The 15,935-nt window shown below is 65.6% G+C and carries 14 protein-coding genes and 1 pseudogene; 6 read left to right on the forward strand and 9 right to left on the reverse strand.

Translation table 11 applies throughout. From position 1 onward, the window contains the following. Nucleotides 1–2: 2 nt before the first annotated feature. The gene (locus SCI24_RS04600) at nucleotides 3–1,802 is read right to left on the reverse strand and encodes an ABC transporter transmembrane domain-containing protein (protein WP_318724257.1); all 1,800 of its coding nucleotides are present in this window, start codon (nucleotides 1,800–1,802) and stop codon (nucleotides 3–5) included. Nucleotides 1,803–1,960: 158 nt separating this feature from the next. Between SCI24_RS04600 and trxC the strand changes: the two genes are divergently transcribed. Further along, nucleotides 1,961–2,398, forward strand: a complete 438-nt coding sequence (gene trxC / locus SCI24_RS04605; RefSeq protein WP_318724258.1) for a thioredoxin TrxC — start codon at nucleotides 1,961–1,963, stop codon at nucleotides 2,396–2,398. Here trxC and SCI24_RS04610 read toward each other — a convergent pair. The 3 genes from SCI24_RS04610 to yejK form a co-directional block, all read right to left on the reverse strand. Continuing rightward, entirely contained in the window at nucleotides 2,313–3,626 is a 1,314-nt protein-coding gene (locus SCI24_RS04610) for a diguanylate cyclase (protein ID WP_318724259.1), read from the reverse strand. The two genes, trxC and SCI24_RS04610, sit on opposite strands and share 86 nt — an antisense overlap. Nucleotides 3,627–3,871: 245 nt before the next feature. Beyond that, entirely contained in the window at nucleotides 3,872–4,456 is a 585-nt protein-coding gene (locus SCI24_RS04615) for an NAD(P)H-dependent oxidoreductase (protein ID WP_318724260.1), read from the reverse strand. A 94-nt stretch (nucleotides 4,457–4,550) separates the two neighbouring features. Next, entirely contained in the window at nucleotides 4,551–5,558 is a 1,008-nt protein-coding gene (gene yejK / locus SCI24_RS04620) for a nucleoid-associated protein YejK (RefSeq protein ID WP_318724261.1), read from the reverse strand. Nucleotides 5,559–5,776: 218 nt separating this feature from the next. Between yejK and SCI24_RS04625 the strand changes: the two genes are divergently transcribed. Next, the gene (locus tag SCI24_RS04625; RefSeq protein WP_318724262.1) at nucleotides 5,777–6,685 is read left to right on the forward strand and encodes a carbamate kinase; all 909 of its coding nucleotides are present in this window, start codon (nucleotides 5,777–5,779) and stop codon (nucleotides 6,683–6,685) included. Between the two features lie 4 nt (nucleotides 6,686–6,689). Here SCI24_RS04625 and SCI24_RS04630 read toward each other — a convergent pair whose 3' ends face one another. The 4 genes from SCI24_RS04630 to SCI24_RS04645 form a co-directional block, all read right to left on the reverse strand. Further along, complete coding sequence (locus SCI24_RS04630; protein ID WP_106229282.1) at nucleotides 6,690–7,460, reverse strand: ABC transporter permease; 771 nt, start codon at nucleotides 7,458–7,460, stop codon at nucleotides 6,690–6,692. Between the two features lie 2 nt (nucleotides 7,461–7,462). Next, entirely contained in the window at nucleotides 7,463–8,386 is a 924-nt protein-coding gene (locus SCI24_RS04635) for an ABC transporter ATP-binding protein (protein WP_318724269.1), read from the reverse strand. A gap of 7 nt (nucleotides 8,387–8,393) precedes the next feature. Further along, complete coding sequence (locus SCI24_RS04640) at nucleotides 8,394–8,600, reverse strand: DUF6494 family protein (RefSeq protein ID WP_106229284.1); 207 nt, start codon at nucleotides 8,598–8,600, stop codon at nucleotides 8,394–8,396. Between the two features lie 129 nt (nucleotides 8,601–8,729). Next, nucleotides 8,730–9,008, reverse strand: coding sequence for a peptidylprolyl isomerase (locus SCI24_RS04645; RefSeq protein ID WP_318724263.1), 279 nt, complete (start codon nucleotides 9,006–9,008; stop codon nucleotides 8,730–8,732). A gap of 399 nt (nucleotides 9,009–9,407) precedes the next feature. Between SCI24_RS04645 and SCI24_RS04650 the strand changes: the two genes are divergently transcribed. From SCI24_RS04650 to SCI24_RS04665, 4 genes are all read left to right on the forward strand, one after another. Beyond that, nucleotides 9,408–10,880 (forward strand): N-6 DNA methylase, encoded by a 1,473-nt coding sequence (locus SCI24_RS04650; protein WP_318724264.1) that lies wholly within the window; start codon nucleotides 9,408–9,410, stop codon nucleotides 10,878–10,880. After that, nucleotides 10,877–12,106 carry a restriction endonuclease subunit S gene (locus SCI24_RS04655; protein WP_318724265.1) on the forward strand — a complete coding sequence of 410 codons (1,230 nt, stop codon included), beginning with the start codon at nucleotides 10,877–10,879 and terminating at the stop codon, nucleotides 12,104–12,106. Before SCI24_RS04650 ends, SCI24_RS04655 begins: the two co-directional genes overlap by 4 nt. Before the next feature lie 354 nt (nucleotides 12,107–12,460). Continuing rightward, complete coding sequence (gene hsdR / locus SCI24_RS04660; RefSeq protein WP_318724266.1) at nucleotides 12,461–14,860, forward strand: EcoAI/FtnUII family type I restriction enzme subunit R; 2,400 nt, start codon at nucleotides 12,461–12,463, stop codon at nucleotides 14,858–14,860. A gap of 90 nt (nucleotides 14,861–14,950) precedes the next feature. Then, nucleotides 14,951–15,541: a DUF3553 domain-containing protein gene (locus SCI24_RS04665; RefSeq protein ID WP_318724267.1), complete on the forward strand. Its 591-nt coding sequence runs from the start codon at nucleotides 14,951–14,953 to the stop codon at nucleotides 15,539–15,541. Here SCI24_RS04665 and SCI24_RS04670 read toward each other — a convergent pair. Beyond that, nucleotides 15,532–15,935, reverse strand: a pseudogene (locus SCI24_RS04670) (IS1595-like element ISHzi1 family transposase); the annotation flags it as partial. The gene SCI24_RS04665 and the pseudogene SCI24_RS04670 sit on opposite strands and share 10 nt — an antisense overlap.

The following is a 15,935-nucleotide window of genomic DNA, read 5'->3' on the forward strand; positions in this document are numbered from 1 at the left end:
GGTCAGGAGGGCGAAGGCGCGTCGGTCATGGCCGCCGCGGGGTGGCGCCCGAACTGCAGCTCGGCCAGGTGGCGGTAGAGCGGGCTCGCTTCGAGCAGCTCCTCATGGCGGCCGCTGGCCACCAGCCGGCCCCGGTCCAGCACCAGCAGGCGGTCGGCGGCGACCACGGTGGCCAGGCGATGGGCGATCACCAGGCTGGTGCGGCCCACCATCAGCCGGTCCAGGGCCTGCTGCACCAGCCGCTCGCTCTCCGCGTCCAGGGCGCTGGTGGCCTCGTCGAGCAGCAGCACCCGGGGGGACTTGAGCAGCGCCCGGGCAATGGCCAGGCGCTGGCGCTGGCCGCCGGAGAGCTGCACGCCGCCGGGGCCGAGCGAGGTGTCGAACCCTCGGGGCAGCGCCTCGATGAAGCCCAGGGCATTGGCGTCCCCGGCGGCCCGGCGCAGTTCATCGAGGTTGGCCGTGGGTCGGCCGTAGCGCAGGTTCTCGGCCACGCTGCCGGTGAAGAGCACCGGCTCCTGGGCCACCAGGCCCAGCGCGTGGCGCAGCTCGCGCGGGTCCAGGTCGCGCAGGTCGATGCCGTCCAGGCGCAGGGTGCCGGAATCGGGATCATGGAAGCGCAGCAGCAGCGCGAGCAGTGTGCTCTTGCCGGCCCCGGAGGGGCCCACCAGCGCCACCCGCTCCCCCGGCCGGAGGGTGAGGTCCAGGGCATCCAGCGCCGGGGTCTCCCGGCCCGGATAGGTGAAGCTCACGGCCTCCAGGCGGATCTCGCCGGAGAGCGGCTCGGGCAGCGGCACCGGATGGGGCGGCGGGGCAATGTGCGGGCGGGTATCCAGCAGCTCCAGCAGGCGCTCCGCGGCCCCGGCGGCGCGCTGCACGTCGCCGGCTACCTCGGCCAGGGTCGCCACGGCGCCCGCCGCCAGCACCGCGTAGAAGACGAAGGCCGAGAGTTCGCCGGCGCTCATGCTGCCCGCCAGGACCGCCTGGCCGCCCTGCCACAGCATCACGCCGACCGCGGCGAAGACCGCCAGCATGGCAATGCCCGTCAGCCAGGCGCGCTGGCGGGTACGGGCCACGGCGGTGGCGAAGGCCTCCTCGACCCGAGCCCCGTAGGCCCGGCGATCCTGTGCCTCGTGGGTGAAGGCCTGGACGGTGCGGATGCCGGCCAGGGCCTCCCCGGCATAGCGGCCGAGTTCCGCCACCCGGTCCTGGCTGAAGCGCGAGAGGCGACGCACCCGGCGCCCGAACCAGAGGATCGGCAGCACCGTGGCGGGGATACCCAGCAGCACGATGGCCGAGAGCCATGGCTGGGTCACCAGCATCAGCGCCATCGACCCGACGAGCATCAGCAAGTTGCGAAGGGCCAGCGAGATCGACGAGCCGAACAGACTCTGCAGCACGCTGGTGTCCGCCGTCAGCCGCGAGGCGATCTCCCCGGCGCCGCCGTTCTCCCCGGCACTCCCCTCGAAGACGCCGGGCTCGAGGTCGAGCAGGTGGTCGAAGACTCGGCGCCGCAGGTCGGCCGCCAGCCGCTCGCCGATCCAGGTGACCAGGTAGTAGCGCAGTGCCGAGGCCATCGCCAGCACCGCCACCACCGCGAGCATCAGGGCGAGGGCCTGGTCCAGTCGTGCGCGGTCCTCGGCCAGAAATCCCTGGTCGATGACCAGGCGCAGCCCCTGGCCGAGCAGCAGCACGCTGGCCGCGGCGGCGAGCAGCGCCAGGGCGGCCAGCACCAGGCGCCAGCGATAGGGGCGCAGCAGGGTCAGCAGGCGCAGCAGCACGCGGGGGTCGGGTCGTGTGGACATGGCAGTCTCGGCGGCAGGGTCGGGGAGTGTTGCCGCGACGATAGCAGCCCGGGCATGCCACTGCATGGCGGGACGTAACAGCCTGCGACGCGATGCCGCTTGAAGCGCCCGCCGGGCGCCAGCATAGTGCGGAGAACCCTTACCGGATGGAGAGCGAGATGGCCGATTCCCTGACCCTGGGCTGCCCCCACTGCGGGGCCATCAATCGCGTGGCCAGGGCGCGCCTGGGCCACGGGCCGAAGTGCGGCAAGTGCAAGCAGGCGCTGTTCACCGGCGAGCCGGTGGCGCTCACCGCGGCCAACTTCCCTGCCCTGGTGGAGCGCAGCGAGCTGCCGGTGGTGGTGGACTTCTGGGCCAGCTGGTGTGGGCCCTGCAAGATGATGGCGCCGATCTTCGCCGAGGCCGCCCGGGAGCTCGAGCCCCGCCTGCGCTTCGCCAAGCTCGATACCGAGGCCGAACAGGCGCTGGCGGCGCGTTTCGGCATCCGCAGCATTCCCACCCTGATCGTGTTCAGGAACGGCCGGGAAGTCGCCCGCCAGCCGGGCGTGCTGCAGGGGCCGCAACTGAGGCAGTGGCTCGAACCGCACCTGGCGTGACACCCGCCGGCACGCCCGCGAGCAGGGTAAGCTCGGGGCCCTGGGGCGTCACCACCACGCAGTTGCGCCCGCTCTCCTTGCCGGCATACAGGGCCCGGTCGGCGCGCAGGAGGCCGGGGTCGAGGCTGGTCTCGCCATCGTCGACCCGGCTGATGCCGACCGTGACCGTCAGCTCCAGCGTCACGCCCTTGACCTCCAGGGGACGGTGACACACGGCCTCACGCAGCCGTTCGGCGATCTCCCTGGCGGTGGTCAGGTTGGCCAGGGGCAGGGCGATCACGAACTCCTCGCCGCCATAGCGGCCGATGATGTCGCTCTCGCGCAGCACGGACTGGCAGCGGGCAGCGACCACCGTCAGCGCCAGGTCGCCGATGGCATGGCCATGCACGTCGTTGATGGCCTTGAAGTAATCGATATCCACCATGCACAGCGACAGGGGGGTGCCGTCGCGGTGGGCCCGTCGGCGCTCCTGCTCGGCCAGCTCGAAGAAGCGCCGACGGTTGGTGATCCCCGTCAGCTCGTCGGTCCTGGCCATATGGCGCAGGCGCTGTTCCAGCTGATTGCGCTCCCCGATCTCCTCCTTCAACCGGCGGTTGACCGAGCGCTCCTCCAGCAGACTGGCGAACTGGGCGCGCTGCAGCCGGTGGATACGGGAGACCGTCAGCCAGCACAGCAGGTTGACGAAGCCCAGCAGCAGCAGGCTGTTCACCAGCACCCCGCCGGGCAGCGGTGACCATACGACCACCGAGGTGAGGAAGCCGCCGATCAGGTAGGCATTGCTGGCCAGCATCCAGGGCAGCCGGTTCGGAATGAATAGGTAGAGGGCCATGCTGGCGGCCACGATCGAGGCCAGGTTGGTCATGACGCCATCGGGTCGCAGGGGGATGGTGATCAGCAGGCCACTGACGGCTAGCAGGCAGACCAGGTTGGTGGGCAGTGGCGCCTGGGCCAGGGAGGGGCGCCGCCATACCGCCAGGGCCAGCAGCAGGAAGCTGGCGGTGACGATGACGCGCATGGCCAGCAGCACCATGAAGGCGTCGCTGGTGCCCAGCAGGCTGAAGTCCGTCAGGCTGAAGGCGAGGAAGAGCCCGGCGGCCACCACCAGCGCATGTCGCAGCTGGCAGGCGTCGTGGGCCTGCATGGTGCGGCGGAACAGGGCCTCCCGGGCGGCGTCCCGGAACTCGCCCCGCCAATCGAGCTTGTTCGCATCCGATGCGCTTGTGGCCATTCGCACTTCCTTGAGGGACGGCAACCCTCTTGATGACAACGGCCGCCCGTGTCCCTTGAGTGGGTTTTTTCTTATGGAAATCCTGCCGTCGGTGCCTGCGCATACGGCAGCGGTACCGGGGAAGCATGGCGTCAAATTGCGCATCCCGCCAGCCACCCCGTGCAAGTGTCAGAGTAGACTCACGACGCTTGTCTGCGATCGCTTACAGAACAAGTGCGAGTCACGTACTAGAGGGGTCTCAGCGGTTATTCTGCCTCGGCACCCAGCTTCTCCAGGCGGGTGAACCACTTGCGACACTCATCCGCGTCGAGGCCCTCCACCGAACCGATCAGCGTCTCGCGCACCGGCTTGAAGCCCACGAACCCCAGGATATTGCGTTCCAGCGACCTGACGCTGTGAGCGCGATAGAGATGGCGGTAGATCGCGGCGGGCATGCCCATGGTCACCACGACGCGCGCAGAGCGTCCCTTCAGCCCCTTGCGACCCAAGGGATTGCCGTCCTCGTACTCGAAGGCGAAGTGCGGCCGCATCACCTGCTCGAGGAACCCCTTCACCAGCGCCGGCATGTCGCCGAGCCACAGCGGGAAGAACAGCACCAGGTGCTCGCACCAGCGGATGGCGTCCGCTGCCTCGTCGAGCGAGGCGGGCATGCGCTCCTCCGTCCAGGCCTGCTGGCTGCGCAGCAGCGGGAAGTCCAGGTCGGCGACCCTCACCGTGCGCACCTCGTGCCCCGCCGTTTCCGCGCCCAGGCGGTAGTGCTCGGCCAGGACATGCAGCAGGTGGGGGGCGGAGGCATCGGGGTGGCCCTGAAGGATCAGGATGCGGCGCATGGCGACTCTCCCTAGGCAGTTTGGGTCAGGGCTTCAGCATAGCGGGATGTGCGCCCTGCGTGACACGGCCCGGTGGCCGTGTCCCGACCCGTGCTCAGCCCTGACGCTTGAGCTGCTCGCGCAGCTGCCTGGGCACCTGCTTGATGATCAGCCGGTCCTGGTCCTCGTCATACTCCACACCGGAGCCGAGCAGGTGGGAGTCGAAGCTGATCGACACCCCGCCGGCGCGGCCGGTGAAGCGGCGAAACTGGCTGAGGGTGCGCTTGTCCGGGGGGATCTCCGGGGAGAGGCCGTAGTCGGCGTTGCGGATATGGTCGTAGAAGGCTTTCGGTTGCTGCTCGTCGAGGACCTCCGAGAGCGCCTCCAGGGTCATCGGCTCGCCACGGCGTGCCTGGTCGCTGGCGTAGTCGATCAGCGCGTCGGTCTTCTCGCGGCTGGCCTCCTCGGGCAGGTCCTCCTGCTCGACGTAGTCGCTGAAGGCCTTGAGCAGGGTACGGGTCTCGCCGCTGGCGTCCACACCCTCCTCGGCGCCGAGCAGGGCGGCGAACCCCTCGGCGAGCTTCTTGCCGCCGCGGTCGCGGGTCCAGGCGAGGTACTGCCTCGAGTCGCCGGCCTGCCACTGGTTCAGGTTGAGGCGTGCCGCCAGGGTCATCTGTGCCAGGTTCAGCTGGCGCACCGGCACCACGGCGAGGTGGTCGTCGATGCCGAAGCCCTCGCGGTGGTGCAGCAGCGCGAGACTCAGGTAGCGGGTGTCGCCGACCTGGTGGTGGAGCACCAGCAGGTCGCCGGAGAGCGAGAGGTGGGCGCCGACCAGCTCGGCGATGCGGCCCGCCAGGTCGCGGGAGAAGGCAACGAAGTCGCGGCCCCCGTCGAGGTAGTCGGAAAGCTCGCTGGCGAAGGGCGAGCTCACCTCGCCCTCGGGCGTCGTCTCGGCGAAGTGGCCCCAGGCCTTGGGCTTGGCATTGAAGGCATCGTTGAAGCCGGCCAGCAGGTCGTCCAGAGCCGGGGAGGGGGGCAGCTCCGCCGTGGCGGGCACCAGGCTCATCGGTGCCTCGCCGGCGGCCTTGTCGATGCGATGGATGATGCTGTGCAGGATCGGCATGGGAACTCCGCGGTGAGGTGGCGAGGAGGGCGATGATACCCGCCCGGGGCGCACCTCGATAGCCGGCCCAGGGGCGCGGGGCAAGTCGAGGGTCGTGGCAGCGCAGCACCCGACTATGCTGATGAAAGGGGACGCACGCCTGCGCCTTGTCCGGGCCTCGTCCTGCCGCGTGACCCGACATCGAGGCCCCGAACCCACCCACGCCGGAGGCGGCTTGCATGCGAATCGTGGTAGCCCTGGGCGGCAATGCCCTGTTGCGGCGTGGCGAGCCCATGACCATCGACAACCAGCGCCACAACGTGCGGCGCGCGGCGGCCGCCCTGGCCGAGCTCGCCGGCCGCCACCAGCTGGTGGTGACCCATGGCAACGGTCCCCAGGTGGGCCTGCTGGCCCTCCAGGCGCAGGCCTACGCCGAGGTCGCCCCCTATCCACTGGACGTGCTGGACGCCGCGACCGAGGGCATCATCGGCTACCTGATCGAGGCCGAGCTGCTCAACGAGATGCCGCCCGGTGCCAGCTGTGCCAGCCTGCTGACCCGGGTCGAGGTGGATGCCGACGACCCCGCCTTCCTGACCCCGTCCAAGGCCATCGGCCCCGGCTACGACCGCGACACCATGCTGCGGCTCAAGGTCGAGAAGGGCTGGGCCTTCGTCGAGGAGGCCACCGGCCACTGGCGACGGGTGGTCGCCTCGCCGTTGCCGCGGCGCATCCTGCCCATCGACATCATCCGCCGCCTGATGGAGGCCGGGGTGGTGGTGATCTGCGCCGGGGGTGGCGGCATTCCCACGGTGCGCGGGGTCGGCGGGCGGCTGGAGGGCGTGGAGGCGGTCATCGACAAGGACCATGCCGCCGGGCTGCTGGCGGCGCGGCTGGACGCCGATGCCCTGCTGCTGCTGACCGACGTGGCGGCGGTCTACGACGGCTGGGGCGGCCCGGCGCCCCGGCCGCTGGGCCCGGTTACCCCGGGCGAGCTGGCCAGCCGGACCTTCGACCCCGCTTCCATGGGGTCCAAGGTGTCGGCCGCTTGCGAGTTCGTCCTCTCCAGGGGCGGTGTGGCCGGCATCGGGGCGCTGGAGGACGCCTGTCGCGTCCTGGAGGGCCAGGCCGGTACCCTGATCCGCGCGTGAGGGCTCAGGGCTTGAGGCGGTAGCCGCTCTTGAAGATCCAGCCCACCACCGCAAGCGCGGCGGCCAGGAACAGCAGGATCATGCCCAGGCTGACCAGCGGGCTGACGTCGCTGATGCCGTAGAAGCTCCAGCGGAAGCCGCTGATCAGGTAGACCACCGGGTTGGCCAGGGTCACCGTCTGCCAGAAGGGCGGCAACATGTCGATGGAGTAGAAGGTGCCGCCCAGGAAGGTCAGCGGGGTGATCACCAGCAGCGGTACCAGCTGCAGCTTCTCGAAGCCGTCGGCCCAGATGCCGATGATGAACCCCAGCAGGCTGAAGGTCACCGCGGTGAGCACCAGGAACACCACCATCATCAGCGGGTGGTCGATGGAGTAGGGCACGAACAGCCGCGCCGTGACCAGCACGATGGCGCCGAGGATCAGCGACTTGGTCGCCGCCGCCCCCACGTAGCCCAGCACCACCTCGACGTAGGACATCGGCGCCGAGAGGATCTCGTAGATCGAGCCCGAGAAGCGCGGGAAGAAGATGCCGAAGGAGGCGTTGGAGACGCTCTGGGTGAGCAGCATCAGCATGATCAGGCCCGGCACGATGAAGGCGCCGTAGCTGATGCCATCCACCTCGCTGATCCGGGTGCCGATGGCCGCGCCGAACACCACGAAGTAGAGCGAGGTGGAGATCACCGGTGAGACGATGCTCTGCAGCACGGTGCGCAGGCTGCGCGCCATCTCGGCCAGGTAGAGGGTCTTGACGGATTGCAGGTTGAAACGCTTCATGCTCAGTGACGCTCCTGGACCAGGCTGACGAAGATGTCCTCCAGCGAACTCTGGCGGGTGTGCAGGTCCTTGACCCGCAGCCCCACCGCCTCGAGGTCGGCCAGCAGCCCCGAGATCGTCGAGCCTCCCTCCTGGCGGGCGGCATCGTAGCTGTAGACCAGCGCATGGCCCTCGTCGGCGAGCGTCAGGCCGTGGCCCGCCAGCGACTCCGGCACCGCCTCCAGCGGCTGCTGCAGGTGCAGGGTCAGCTCCTTGCTGCCGAGCTTGCGCATCAGCGCATGGGTGTTCTCCACCAGCACGATCTCCCCGCGGCGGATCACCCCGATGCGGTCGGCCATCTCCTCGGCTTCCTCGATGTAGTGGGTGGTGAGGATGATGGTCACCCCCTGGTCGCGCAGCCCGCGCACCACCTCCCACATCTCGCGGCGCAGCTCCACGTCCACGCCGGCGGTAGGCTCGTCCAGGAACAGCACCTGGGGCTCGTGGGAGAGCGCCTTGGCGATCAGCACCCGGCGCTTCATGCCCCCGGAGAGCTCCAGCAGCCGGTTGTTGCGCTTCTCCCACAGCGTCAGCGAGCGCAGCACCTTCTCGATGTGCGCCGGGTCCTTGGGCTTGCCGAACAGCCCGCGGCTGAAGCTCACCGTGTCCCACACCGTGGTGAAGGCCTCGTTGGTCAGCTCCTGGGGCACCAGGCCAATCAGCGACCGCGCGGCGCGGTAGTCGCCGACGTTGTCGTGGCCATCCACCAGTACCCGGCCACGGCTGGCGTTGACCAGCCCGCAGATCACGCTGATCAGGGTGGTCTTGCCCGCGCCGTTGGGTCCGAGCAGGGCGAAGATCTCGCCCCGCTGGATGGTGAGGTCGACATCCACCAGCGCCTTGAAGCCATCGGCGAAGGTCTTCGAGAGCCCCTCGACCTGGATCATCGGCGCGTCACTCAAGGGTGATGTCCCCGTCGAAGTCGAGCGCCAGGCTCAGGCCGTCTACCTCCACGGTCACTCGCGCCGGCAGGCGCTCGTTGCCCTCGAGGTGCCCCTCGGCGAGCGCGCGCTGCACGGCCTTCTCGATCTCCTGCTGGGTGGTGACGCCCACGGTCTTCAGCAGCTTGCGGATGCTCTGTTGAAAGGCCTCGTCGTTCATTTGCGGCTCCTCCTGTGGTGATCGCTGGTGCCTCCCATCCTAGCGCGACTGGCCGGATGATACAGGGGTTGTACAAGAAAAAGCCGTGCATGGCGGCCATGCACGGCGTGGATCAGGTGCGATACGGGTTCAGCTGCGCTCGGTGACCTCCAGCAGGTGGTAGCCGAACTGGGTCTTTACCGGGCCCTGCACCTTGCCCACTTCCCCCTCGAAGACCGCCTTGTCGAACTCCGGCACCATCTGGCCCCGGCCGAAGGTGCCGAGCTCGCCGCCCTGCTTGCCGGACGGGCAGGAGGAGTGCTCGCGGGCGACCTCGGCGAAGTCGCGACCGCCCTCGATCTCGGCCTTGAGTTCGTTACACTTCGCTTCGCTGTCCACCAGGATATGACGTGCGCTTGCCTGAGCCATGTTGCTCTCCTCGATGATCGGCAGGGATGCCGGTTGATGTGCCCCCGAGCATATCACGCCACTTTCCGATTTTGGTTGGAGCCCCCAGGCATGACACCCGGCGGATCTTCGTGAGCGCGCTGCTGGCCGCGGGAATCCCTGTGGTTGCCAACGCGCTCATTCCCGGCACCCAACCGATCTTCGTGGCAGCGCTGCTTTCAGCGCGAACCCCTGTGGTTGCCAATGCGCTCATTTCCGGCACCCAACCGATCTTCGTGGGAGCGCTGCTTGCAGCGCGATTCGGACCCTCGGCAGTGAAGCTTGCAGCGCGAATCCCTTCGCCATGGGCAGTTGGCGCCTCCCGACGCCGCGGCGTAGCATTGCCCCCACGATTCTCATCGCAAGGACCCGCGAACCCCCATGTTCGAGCAGACCTTCAAGAACATCGACGATGTGCTGTGGAAAGAGGCCGGCTGCGCCACCGAGCTGGACTACACCGAGCAGACCTCCTGGCTACTGTTCCTCAAGTACCTGGACGACCTGGAGCAGAGCCGCGCCATCAACGCCACCCTGGCCGGGAAGTCCTTCGACTTCATCATCGACACGCCCTACCAGTGGTCCACCTGGGCCGCGCCCCGCGACCGCGACGGGAAGCTGGATCGAGACCGTGCCCTGACCGGCGACGACCTGCTGGACTTCGTCAATCGCGAGCTCTTCCCCTACCTGCAGGGCTTCCGCGAGGGCGCCAGCGGGCCGGATACCATCGAGTACAAGATCGGCGAGATCTTCGGCGAGGTGCGCAACAAGTTCCAGAGTGGCTACAGCCTACGCGACGCCCTGGAGCTGGTGGACAGCCTGCAGTTCCGCTCCCAGGCTGAGAAGCACGAGCTCTCGCACCTGTATGAAGCCAAGATCAAGAACATGGGCAACGCCGGGCGCAACGGCGGCGAGTACTACACCCCGCGCCCGCTGATCCGCGCCATGGTTCGGGTGATCGACCCCAGGATCGGCGAGCGGATCTATGACGGCGCGGCGGGCTCGGCGGGCTTCCTCTGCGAGGCCCATGATTACCTGCGCTATGGCTTCGGCAGCGACGAGCCGCGCCGGCTCACCACCGAGCAGCTCGACACCCTGCAGAACCACACCTTCTTCGGCAAGGAGAAGAAGAGCCTGCCGTATGTCATCGGCATCATGAACATGATCCTGCATGGCATCGAGGCGCCCAACCTGGTGCATACCAACACCCTGACCGAGAACCTCGCCGACCTGCAGGAGAAGGACCGCTTCGACGTGATCCTCGCCAACCCGCCCTTCGGCGGCAAGGAGCGCAAGGAGGTCCAGCAGAACTTCCCGATCAAGACCGGCGAGACCGCCTTCCTCTTCCTGCAGCACTTCATCAAGCGCCTCAAGGCCGGCGGCCGCGCCGCGGTGGTGATCAAGAACACCTTCCTCTCGAACGCCGACAACGCCTCCAAGGCGCTGCGCCAGGAGCTGCTGGAGAGCTGCAACCTGCACACCATCCTCGACTGCCCCAGCGGCACCTTCCTCGGCGCCGGCGTGAAGACGGTGGTGCTGTTCTTCGAGAAGGGCGCCCCCACCCGCGAGATCTGGTACTACCAGCTCGACCCCGGCCGCAGCCTGGGCAAGACCAATCCGCTCAACGACGACGACCTGGCCGAGTTCGTCGCGCTGCAGGCGACCTTCGCCGATTCCGATAATTCCTGGCGCGTCAGCGTAGACGACCTGGACCGCGAGACCTTCGACCTCTCGGTTAAGAACCCCAGCCGGGCCGAGGAAGCCCCGCTACGCGACCCCGAGGTGATCATCAACGAGATCGAGACGCTCGACCGCGAGGCCGAGGAGATCCTGGAAGGGATTCGGGGGATGTTATGAGGGAAGGGTGGAAGACATTGCGCCTGGGGGAGATCTGCACTATCGACAAGGTTAAGCATGATGGCGCCCCCTTGCCCTATGTAGGGCTCGAGCATGTCGAGAGTGATACAGGCAAGTATCTTGGTGACCTGACGCCGACTGAGGTCAAGAGCGCTACGTTCCGTTTCTCATCGGATCACGTCTTGTACGGTCGGCTGCGGCCGTATTTGAACAAGGTGTTGCTGCCGGATTTTGATGGTCATTGCTCTTCAGAAATATTCCCACTTAAGCCACGAGATGCCTTGGATCGTCGGTTTCTCTATTACTGGGTCACACAGCACTCGATCGTCAAGCAGATCGACAAGACGAGCACTGGTGCCCGGATGCCACGTGCCAATGTCAATCAGGTGATGGAATTTCAGCTTTCCTTGCCGCCTATGGTGGAGCAAAAGCGTATTGTCGCCATCCTTGATGAGGCCTTCGAGGGAATCGATACAGTCGTTGCCAATACCGAACAGAACCTCGCCAATGCACGAGAGCTTTTGGATAGCACATCGCTAAAATTATTCGAGGCGGTCGGTGACCGACAAAGGTTTACTCTGCATGAATTGCTGGAGCTTAGATGGATTACGGGTCACCTAGATGGGAATCACGGAAGTGACTATCCAAGAAAGTCAGAATTTGTAAGTGAAGGCGTTCCGTACATATCAGCGAACTGTATCAAGAGTGAGGCTGTGGATTTTTCCTTGGCCAAGTATCTTTCACATGATCGTGCGGCAGACTTGAGGAAAGGTGTGGCGAGAAATCGAGATGTGCTTTTTGCGCATAATGCTACGGTTGGTCCGGTAGCAATGCTATATACTGATCTTGATAAAGTGGTTCTGAGTACGTCGCTTACTTATTATAGATGTGACCTAAATCGTATCTTTCCTGAGTATCTCGCTAACTATATGAGGACGCCTTTTTTCAAGCGCCAGTATGAGACTGTGATGGCGCAGTCTACCAGGAATCAAGTTCCAATCACCAAGCAGAGAGAGTTCTATCATCTTATCCCATCCCTTGACGAGCAAAAGGCCATTGCTGGAAACCTTGATGCCCTCAGAGGAGATGTAGAACAGTTAACTCGTACTTATCGTCAAAAACTCACCGCCTTAGCCGAACTGAAGCAGTCCCTGCTGCAGAAGGTCTTCTCAGGCGAGCTGACGGCCAGGGAGGCCGAGGCGGCGGTGGAGGAGGCGACGGCATGAGTACCGAGAACCAGGCCCCCATCGTCATCTACCAGTAGGCCGAACAGGCGGTCGAGGTGCGGCTGGATGGTGGGCACGACAGTATGTGCAAAATTTGCACATTGCTTGAACAGCTTGCTCGTTAGTTGTTGCAAAAAATGCAACAGCTGACGCTGTTAAGGCTCAGCAGTGGCCGCCGGATGCTTGGCAACCGCCGAGGAATCCTCGGCTGTTCATCAGCAGCCTCGCTACCGGCCGGGCAACTTGTAAGGATTTCTGAGGAGTTGCCCATGGTTGGACAAGCCGCCGCCGAATCGAGATAGTGAGCCGAAGGGTACTCAAGGACGCAGGGAACGCACCACAGGGAAGCCGCTCATGAACGAAGCCGATACCCGCGCCGAGCTGATCGACCCCGCCCTGAAGGAGGCCGGCTGGGGCCTGGTGGCGGGCAGCCGGGTTCGCCGCGAGCTCATCACCCTGGGGCGGCTGCAGGGCGCCGGGCAGCGCACCCGCGGCGACATCGCCGACTACGTGCTCTTCTACCAGGGCCAGAAGCTGGCGGTGATCGAGGCCAAGAAGCGCGACCTTCCCGTCACCGAGGGCCTGGCCCAGGCCAAGCGCTACGCCGAACGGCTGCAGGCCCGCTTCGCCTATGCCACCAACGGGGTGGGGCTCTACCGTGTCGACATGCACACCGGCAAGGAAGGCCCGGTTGCCGGCTATCCCACGCCCCAGTCGCTGTGGGCCGAGACCTTCCCCGAGCCCAACCCCTGGCGCGAGCGCTTCGGCGAGGTGGCCTTCCACGACAACGGCGGCCAGTGGCAGGCGCGCTACTACCAGCACAACGCCATCAACCAGGCGCTGGAGGCGATCGCCGCCGGCCGCCAGCGCGTGCTGCTGACACTCGCCACCGGCACCGGCAAGACCGCCATCGCCTTCCAGCTCGCCTGGAAGCTGTTCCACAGCCGCTGGAATCTGGCCGCCTGGCAGGGTGACGACGCGACCCGGCGCCGGCCGCGCATCCTCTTCCTGGCCGACCGCAACATCCTCGCCGACCAGGCCTACAACAGCTTCTCCGCCTTCCCCGAGGATGCCCTGGTACGCATCGCTCCCGATGCGATTCGCAAGCAGGGTCGGGTGCCCAAGAACGGCAACCTCTTCTTCACCATCTTCCAGACCTTCATGAGCGGCCGCGACGGGGAGGGCAACCCGGCCCCCAGCTTCGGCGACTATCCGCCGGACTTCTTCGACCTGATCATCATCGACGAATGCCATCGCGGCGGCGCCAACGACGAGAGCAGCTGGCGCGCCATCCTCGAATACTTCGCGCCGGCGGTGCAGCTGGGCCTGACCGCCACCCCCAAGCGCACCACCAACACCGACACCTACGCCTACTTCGGCGAGCCGGCCTACGTCTACTCGCTGAAGGAGGGCATCAACGACGGCTTCCTGACGCCGTTCAAGGTGCGCCAGATCGCCACCACCCTGGACGACTATGTCTACACCCCGGATGACGAGGTGGTGCAGGGCGAGGTGGAGCAGGGCAGGCGCTATACCGAGGCCGACTTCAATCGCCTCATCAGGATCAAGGAGCGCGAGAAGTACCGGGTGCAGGTGTTCATGGAGATGATCGACCCGCGCGAGAAGACGCTGGTGTTCTGCGCCAACCAGGAGCACGCCCTGGTGGTGCGCGACCTGATCAACCAGGCCAAGACGCACCCCGACCCCAACTACTGCGTGCGGGTGACGGCGGATGACGGGGCCGAGGGCGAGCGCTTCCTGCGCCGCTTCCAGGACAACGAGAAGACCATTCCCACCATCCTGACCACCTCCCAGAAGCTCTCCACCGGCGTGGACGCGCGCAACATCCGCAATATCGTGCTGATGCGCCCGGTGAACTCGATGATCGAGTTCAAGCAGATCATCGGCCGCGGTACGCGCCTGTTCGACGGCAAGGACCATTTCACCATCCTCGACTTCGTGCGCGCCTACGAGCACTTCAACGACCCGGAGTGGGATGGCGAGCCCATGGCGCCCGAACCCTGTGGCCGTTGTGGCGAGAGCCCCTGCGTCTGCACGGTCACGCCGCCGGAACCATGCGAGGAATGCGGTAACCGCCCCTGTACCTGTGAGAAGGAACCGCCGGAGCCCTGCCCGGTGTGCGGTGAGGTGCCATGCCAGTGCGATGGCGGGGGCGAGCGCGTGGTGGAGATCGAATTGGCGCCGGGCAAGGTCCGGCAACTGCAGCACATGAGCGCGACCAGCTTCTGGAGCCCGGATGGCACGCCGATCAGCGCCGCCGACTTCATCCGCCGGCTCTACGGCGACCTGCCGTCCCTGTTCCAGGACGAGGACACGCTGCGTGAGCTTTGGAGCCAACCGGACACTCGCCAGGGGCTGCTGGATCGCCTGGCCGAGAAGGGCTATGGCAGCGAGCAGTTGCGCGATATTGCACGCCTGGTGGATGCCGAGAACAGCGACCTCTTCGACGTGCTGGCCTACATCGCCTTCGCACTGCCTCCGATCAGCCGCGAGGAGCGGGTCGCCACCCACCGCAGCCAGCTGTTCGCGGAGTACGACTACCGCCAGCGCGAGTTCCTGAGCTTTATCCTGGATCACTACGTGGAAAGCGGCGTCGCCGTGCTCGCCCAGGAACGGCTGCCGAACCTGATCCAGCTTAAATACCAGACACCCACCGACGCCATCGCCGAGCTCGGCAGCGTCGAGAATATCCGTGACGTCTTCATCGGGTTCCAGGCGAGGCTGTATGAATAGTTTACCTGGTCGTTATTAAGTACAACATATTATTACTTTAACCGAGATGCGTTCCTGACGTTTTTTGAGCTGGATGTTTTAGGAGGTGTTATGGAGTACGCCAAGGGGCAGCGCGTCAGACACCCGAAGATGGATGAGTGGGGTGTTGGCGAGGTTCTTGAGGATTCCCGGCATGGAAATGTGAGCATTTTCTTCGTGGGCGAAGGTGAGAAGACGCTAAGTCTGGATCATGTAAAGCCTGTTGTGGTTTCTGGTGAAGCAGCAGAAAGCGCTCTGCTGGATAATCTGAAACTTATTCCTTCCAAGTCGCCGGTAAGGTACACGACCCTTGACGAGTCAGTTGAGTATTTCCTTTCGCAGTTTCCTGGAGGTTTTTACGGTGAAAAATTCCATGAACAGGAGCGCGATTACAAGGAAAAGGCCAGCCAGCTGGCCATAAGCCTTCTGGCCAAGGACGTCATCCAGAGAGCGATTGATAATGATGACGCCGCCTCAGTGTGTCAAAGTGCAATGAAGGTGATGGGTGCAACGAATCTGGTATTCCCCAACGAGAAAATGGCGCTGAAGGATGGGTTGCGTGACCCGGGGAATCAGGTGCATTTTTCTGTCAGCCTTCATGACCTTCTCTATGGTGAGGAAAGCCTCGAAACAAGATTCAATAGCTTTCCTGATTACGCATAACAGTCAGCCATCTTCAGGAACCGATACGGCATTGGCGGTGTTCTCGCCGCCACCGTGAGAAAGCGCGGGATCATGGCCTTGAGGTCATAGCGTCGATTGAATCGGTACTCGAACTCGGCCAGGTAGCGTGGGGCATGCTGCCCGCGGATGGCATGGTAAGTGCCGGTGATCGCGTTCTTGACGTTGCCCAGCAGGGTGTTGACCCAGTTGAACTCGGGGTTCTCCACACTGGCACGCCCACCCCCGGTGATGTGGCAGTCATGGACGTAGAGGGGTGTGTCGAAGGCTCGGAAACACCCGAGGCCGTCGCTGATGACATGGCTCCCAGGGGCAATGGCCTGGTGGGCGTAGCGACGGATCTCGGTGAGGGTGAAGCCGCTCACGCGGCGAAGCT

The sequence above is a fragment of the Halomonas sp. genome, from assembly GCF_033549285.1.
Lineage (GTDB): Bacteria > Pseudomonadota > Gammaproteobacteria > Pseudomonadales > Halomonadaceae > Halomonas.

Bases quoted from the DNA above. Each gene is read 5' to 3' on its own strand.
- trxC (WP_318724258.1), top strand. From the start codon at position 1,961: ATGGCCGATTCCCTGACCCTGGGCTGCCCCCACTGCGGGGCCATCAAT.
- SCI24_RS04655 (WP_318724265.1), top strand. From the start codon at position 10,877: ATGAGGGAAGGGTGGAAGACATTGCGCCTGGGGGAGATCTGCACTATC.
- SCI24_RS04640 (WP_106229284.1), bottom strand. From the start codon at position 8,600: ATGAACGACGAGGCCTTTCAACAGAGCATCCGCAAGCTGCTGAAGACC.
- SCI24_RS04615 (WP_318724260.1), bottom strand. From the start codon at position 4,456: ATGCGCCGCATCCTGATCCTTCAGGGCCACCCCGATGCCTCCGCCCCC.
- SCI24_RS04665 (WP_318724267.1), top strand. From the start codon at position 14,951: ATGGAGTACGCCAAGGGGCAGCGCGTCAGACACCCGAAGATGGATGAG.
- yejK (WP_318724261.1), bottom strand. From the start codon at position 5,558: ATGCCGATCCTGCACAGCATCATCCATCGCATCGACAAGGCCGCCGGC.
- SCI24_RS04610 (WP_318724259.1), bottom strand. From the start codon at position 3,626: ATGGCCACAAGCGCATCGGATGCGAACAAGCTCGATTGGCGGGGCGAG.
- SCI24_RS04635 (WP_318724269.1), bottom strand. From the start codon at position 8,386: ATGATCCAGGTCGAGGGGCTCTCGAAGACCTTCGCCGATGGCTTCAAG.
- SCI24_RS04600 (WP_318724257.1), bottom strand. From the start codon at position 1,802: ATGTCCACACGACCCGACCCCCGCGTGCTGCTGCGCCTGCTGACCCTG.
- hsdR (WP_318724266.1), top strand. From the start codon at position 12,461: ATGAACGAAGCCGATACCCGCGCCGAGCTGATCGACCCCGCCCTGAAG.
- SCI24_RS04645 (WP_318724263.1), bottom strand. From the start codon at position 9,008: ATGGCTCAGGCAAGCGCACGTCATATCCTGGTGGACAGCGAAGCGAAG.
- SCI24_RS04630 (WP_106229282.1), bottom strand. From the start codon at position 7,460: ATGAAGCGTTTCAACCTGCAATCCGTCAAGACCCTCTACCTGGCCGAG.
- SCI24_RS04650 (WP_318724264.1), top strand. From the start codon at position 9,408: ATGTTCGAGCAGACCTTCAAGAACATCGACGATGTGCTGTGGAAAGAG.
- SCI24_RS04625 (WP_318724262.1), top strand. From the start codon at position 5,777: ATGCGAATCGTGGTAGCCCTGGGCGGCAATGCCCTGTTGCGGCGTGGC.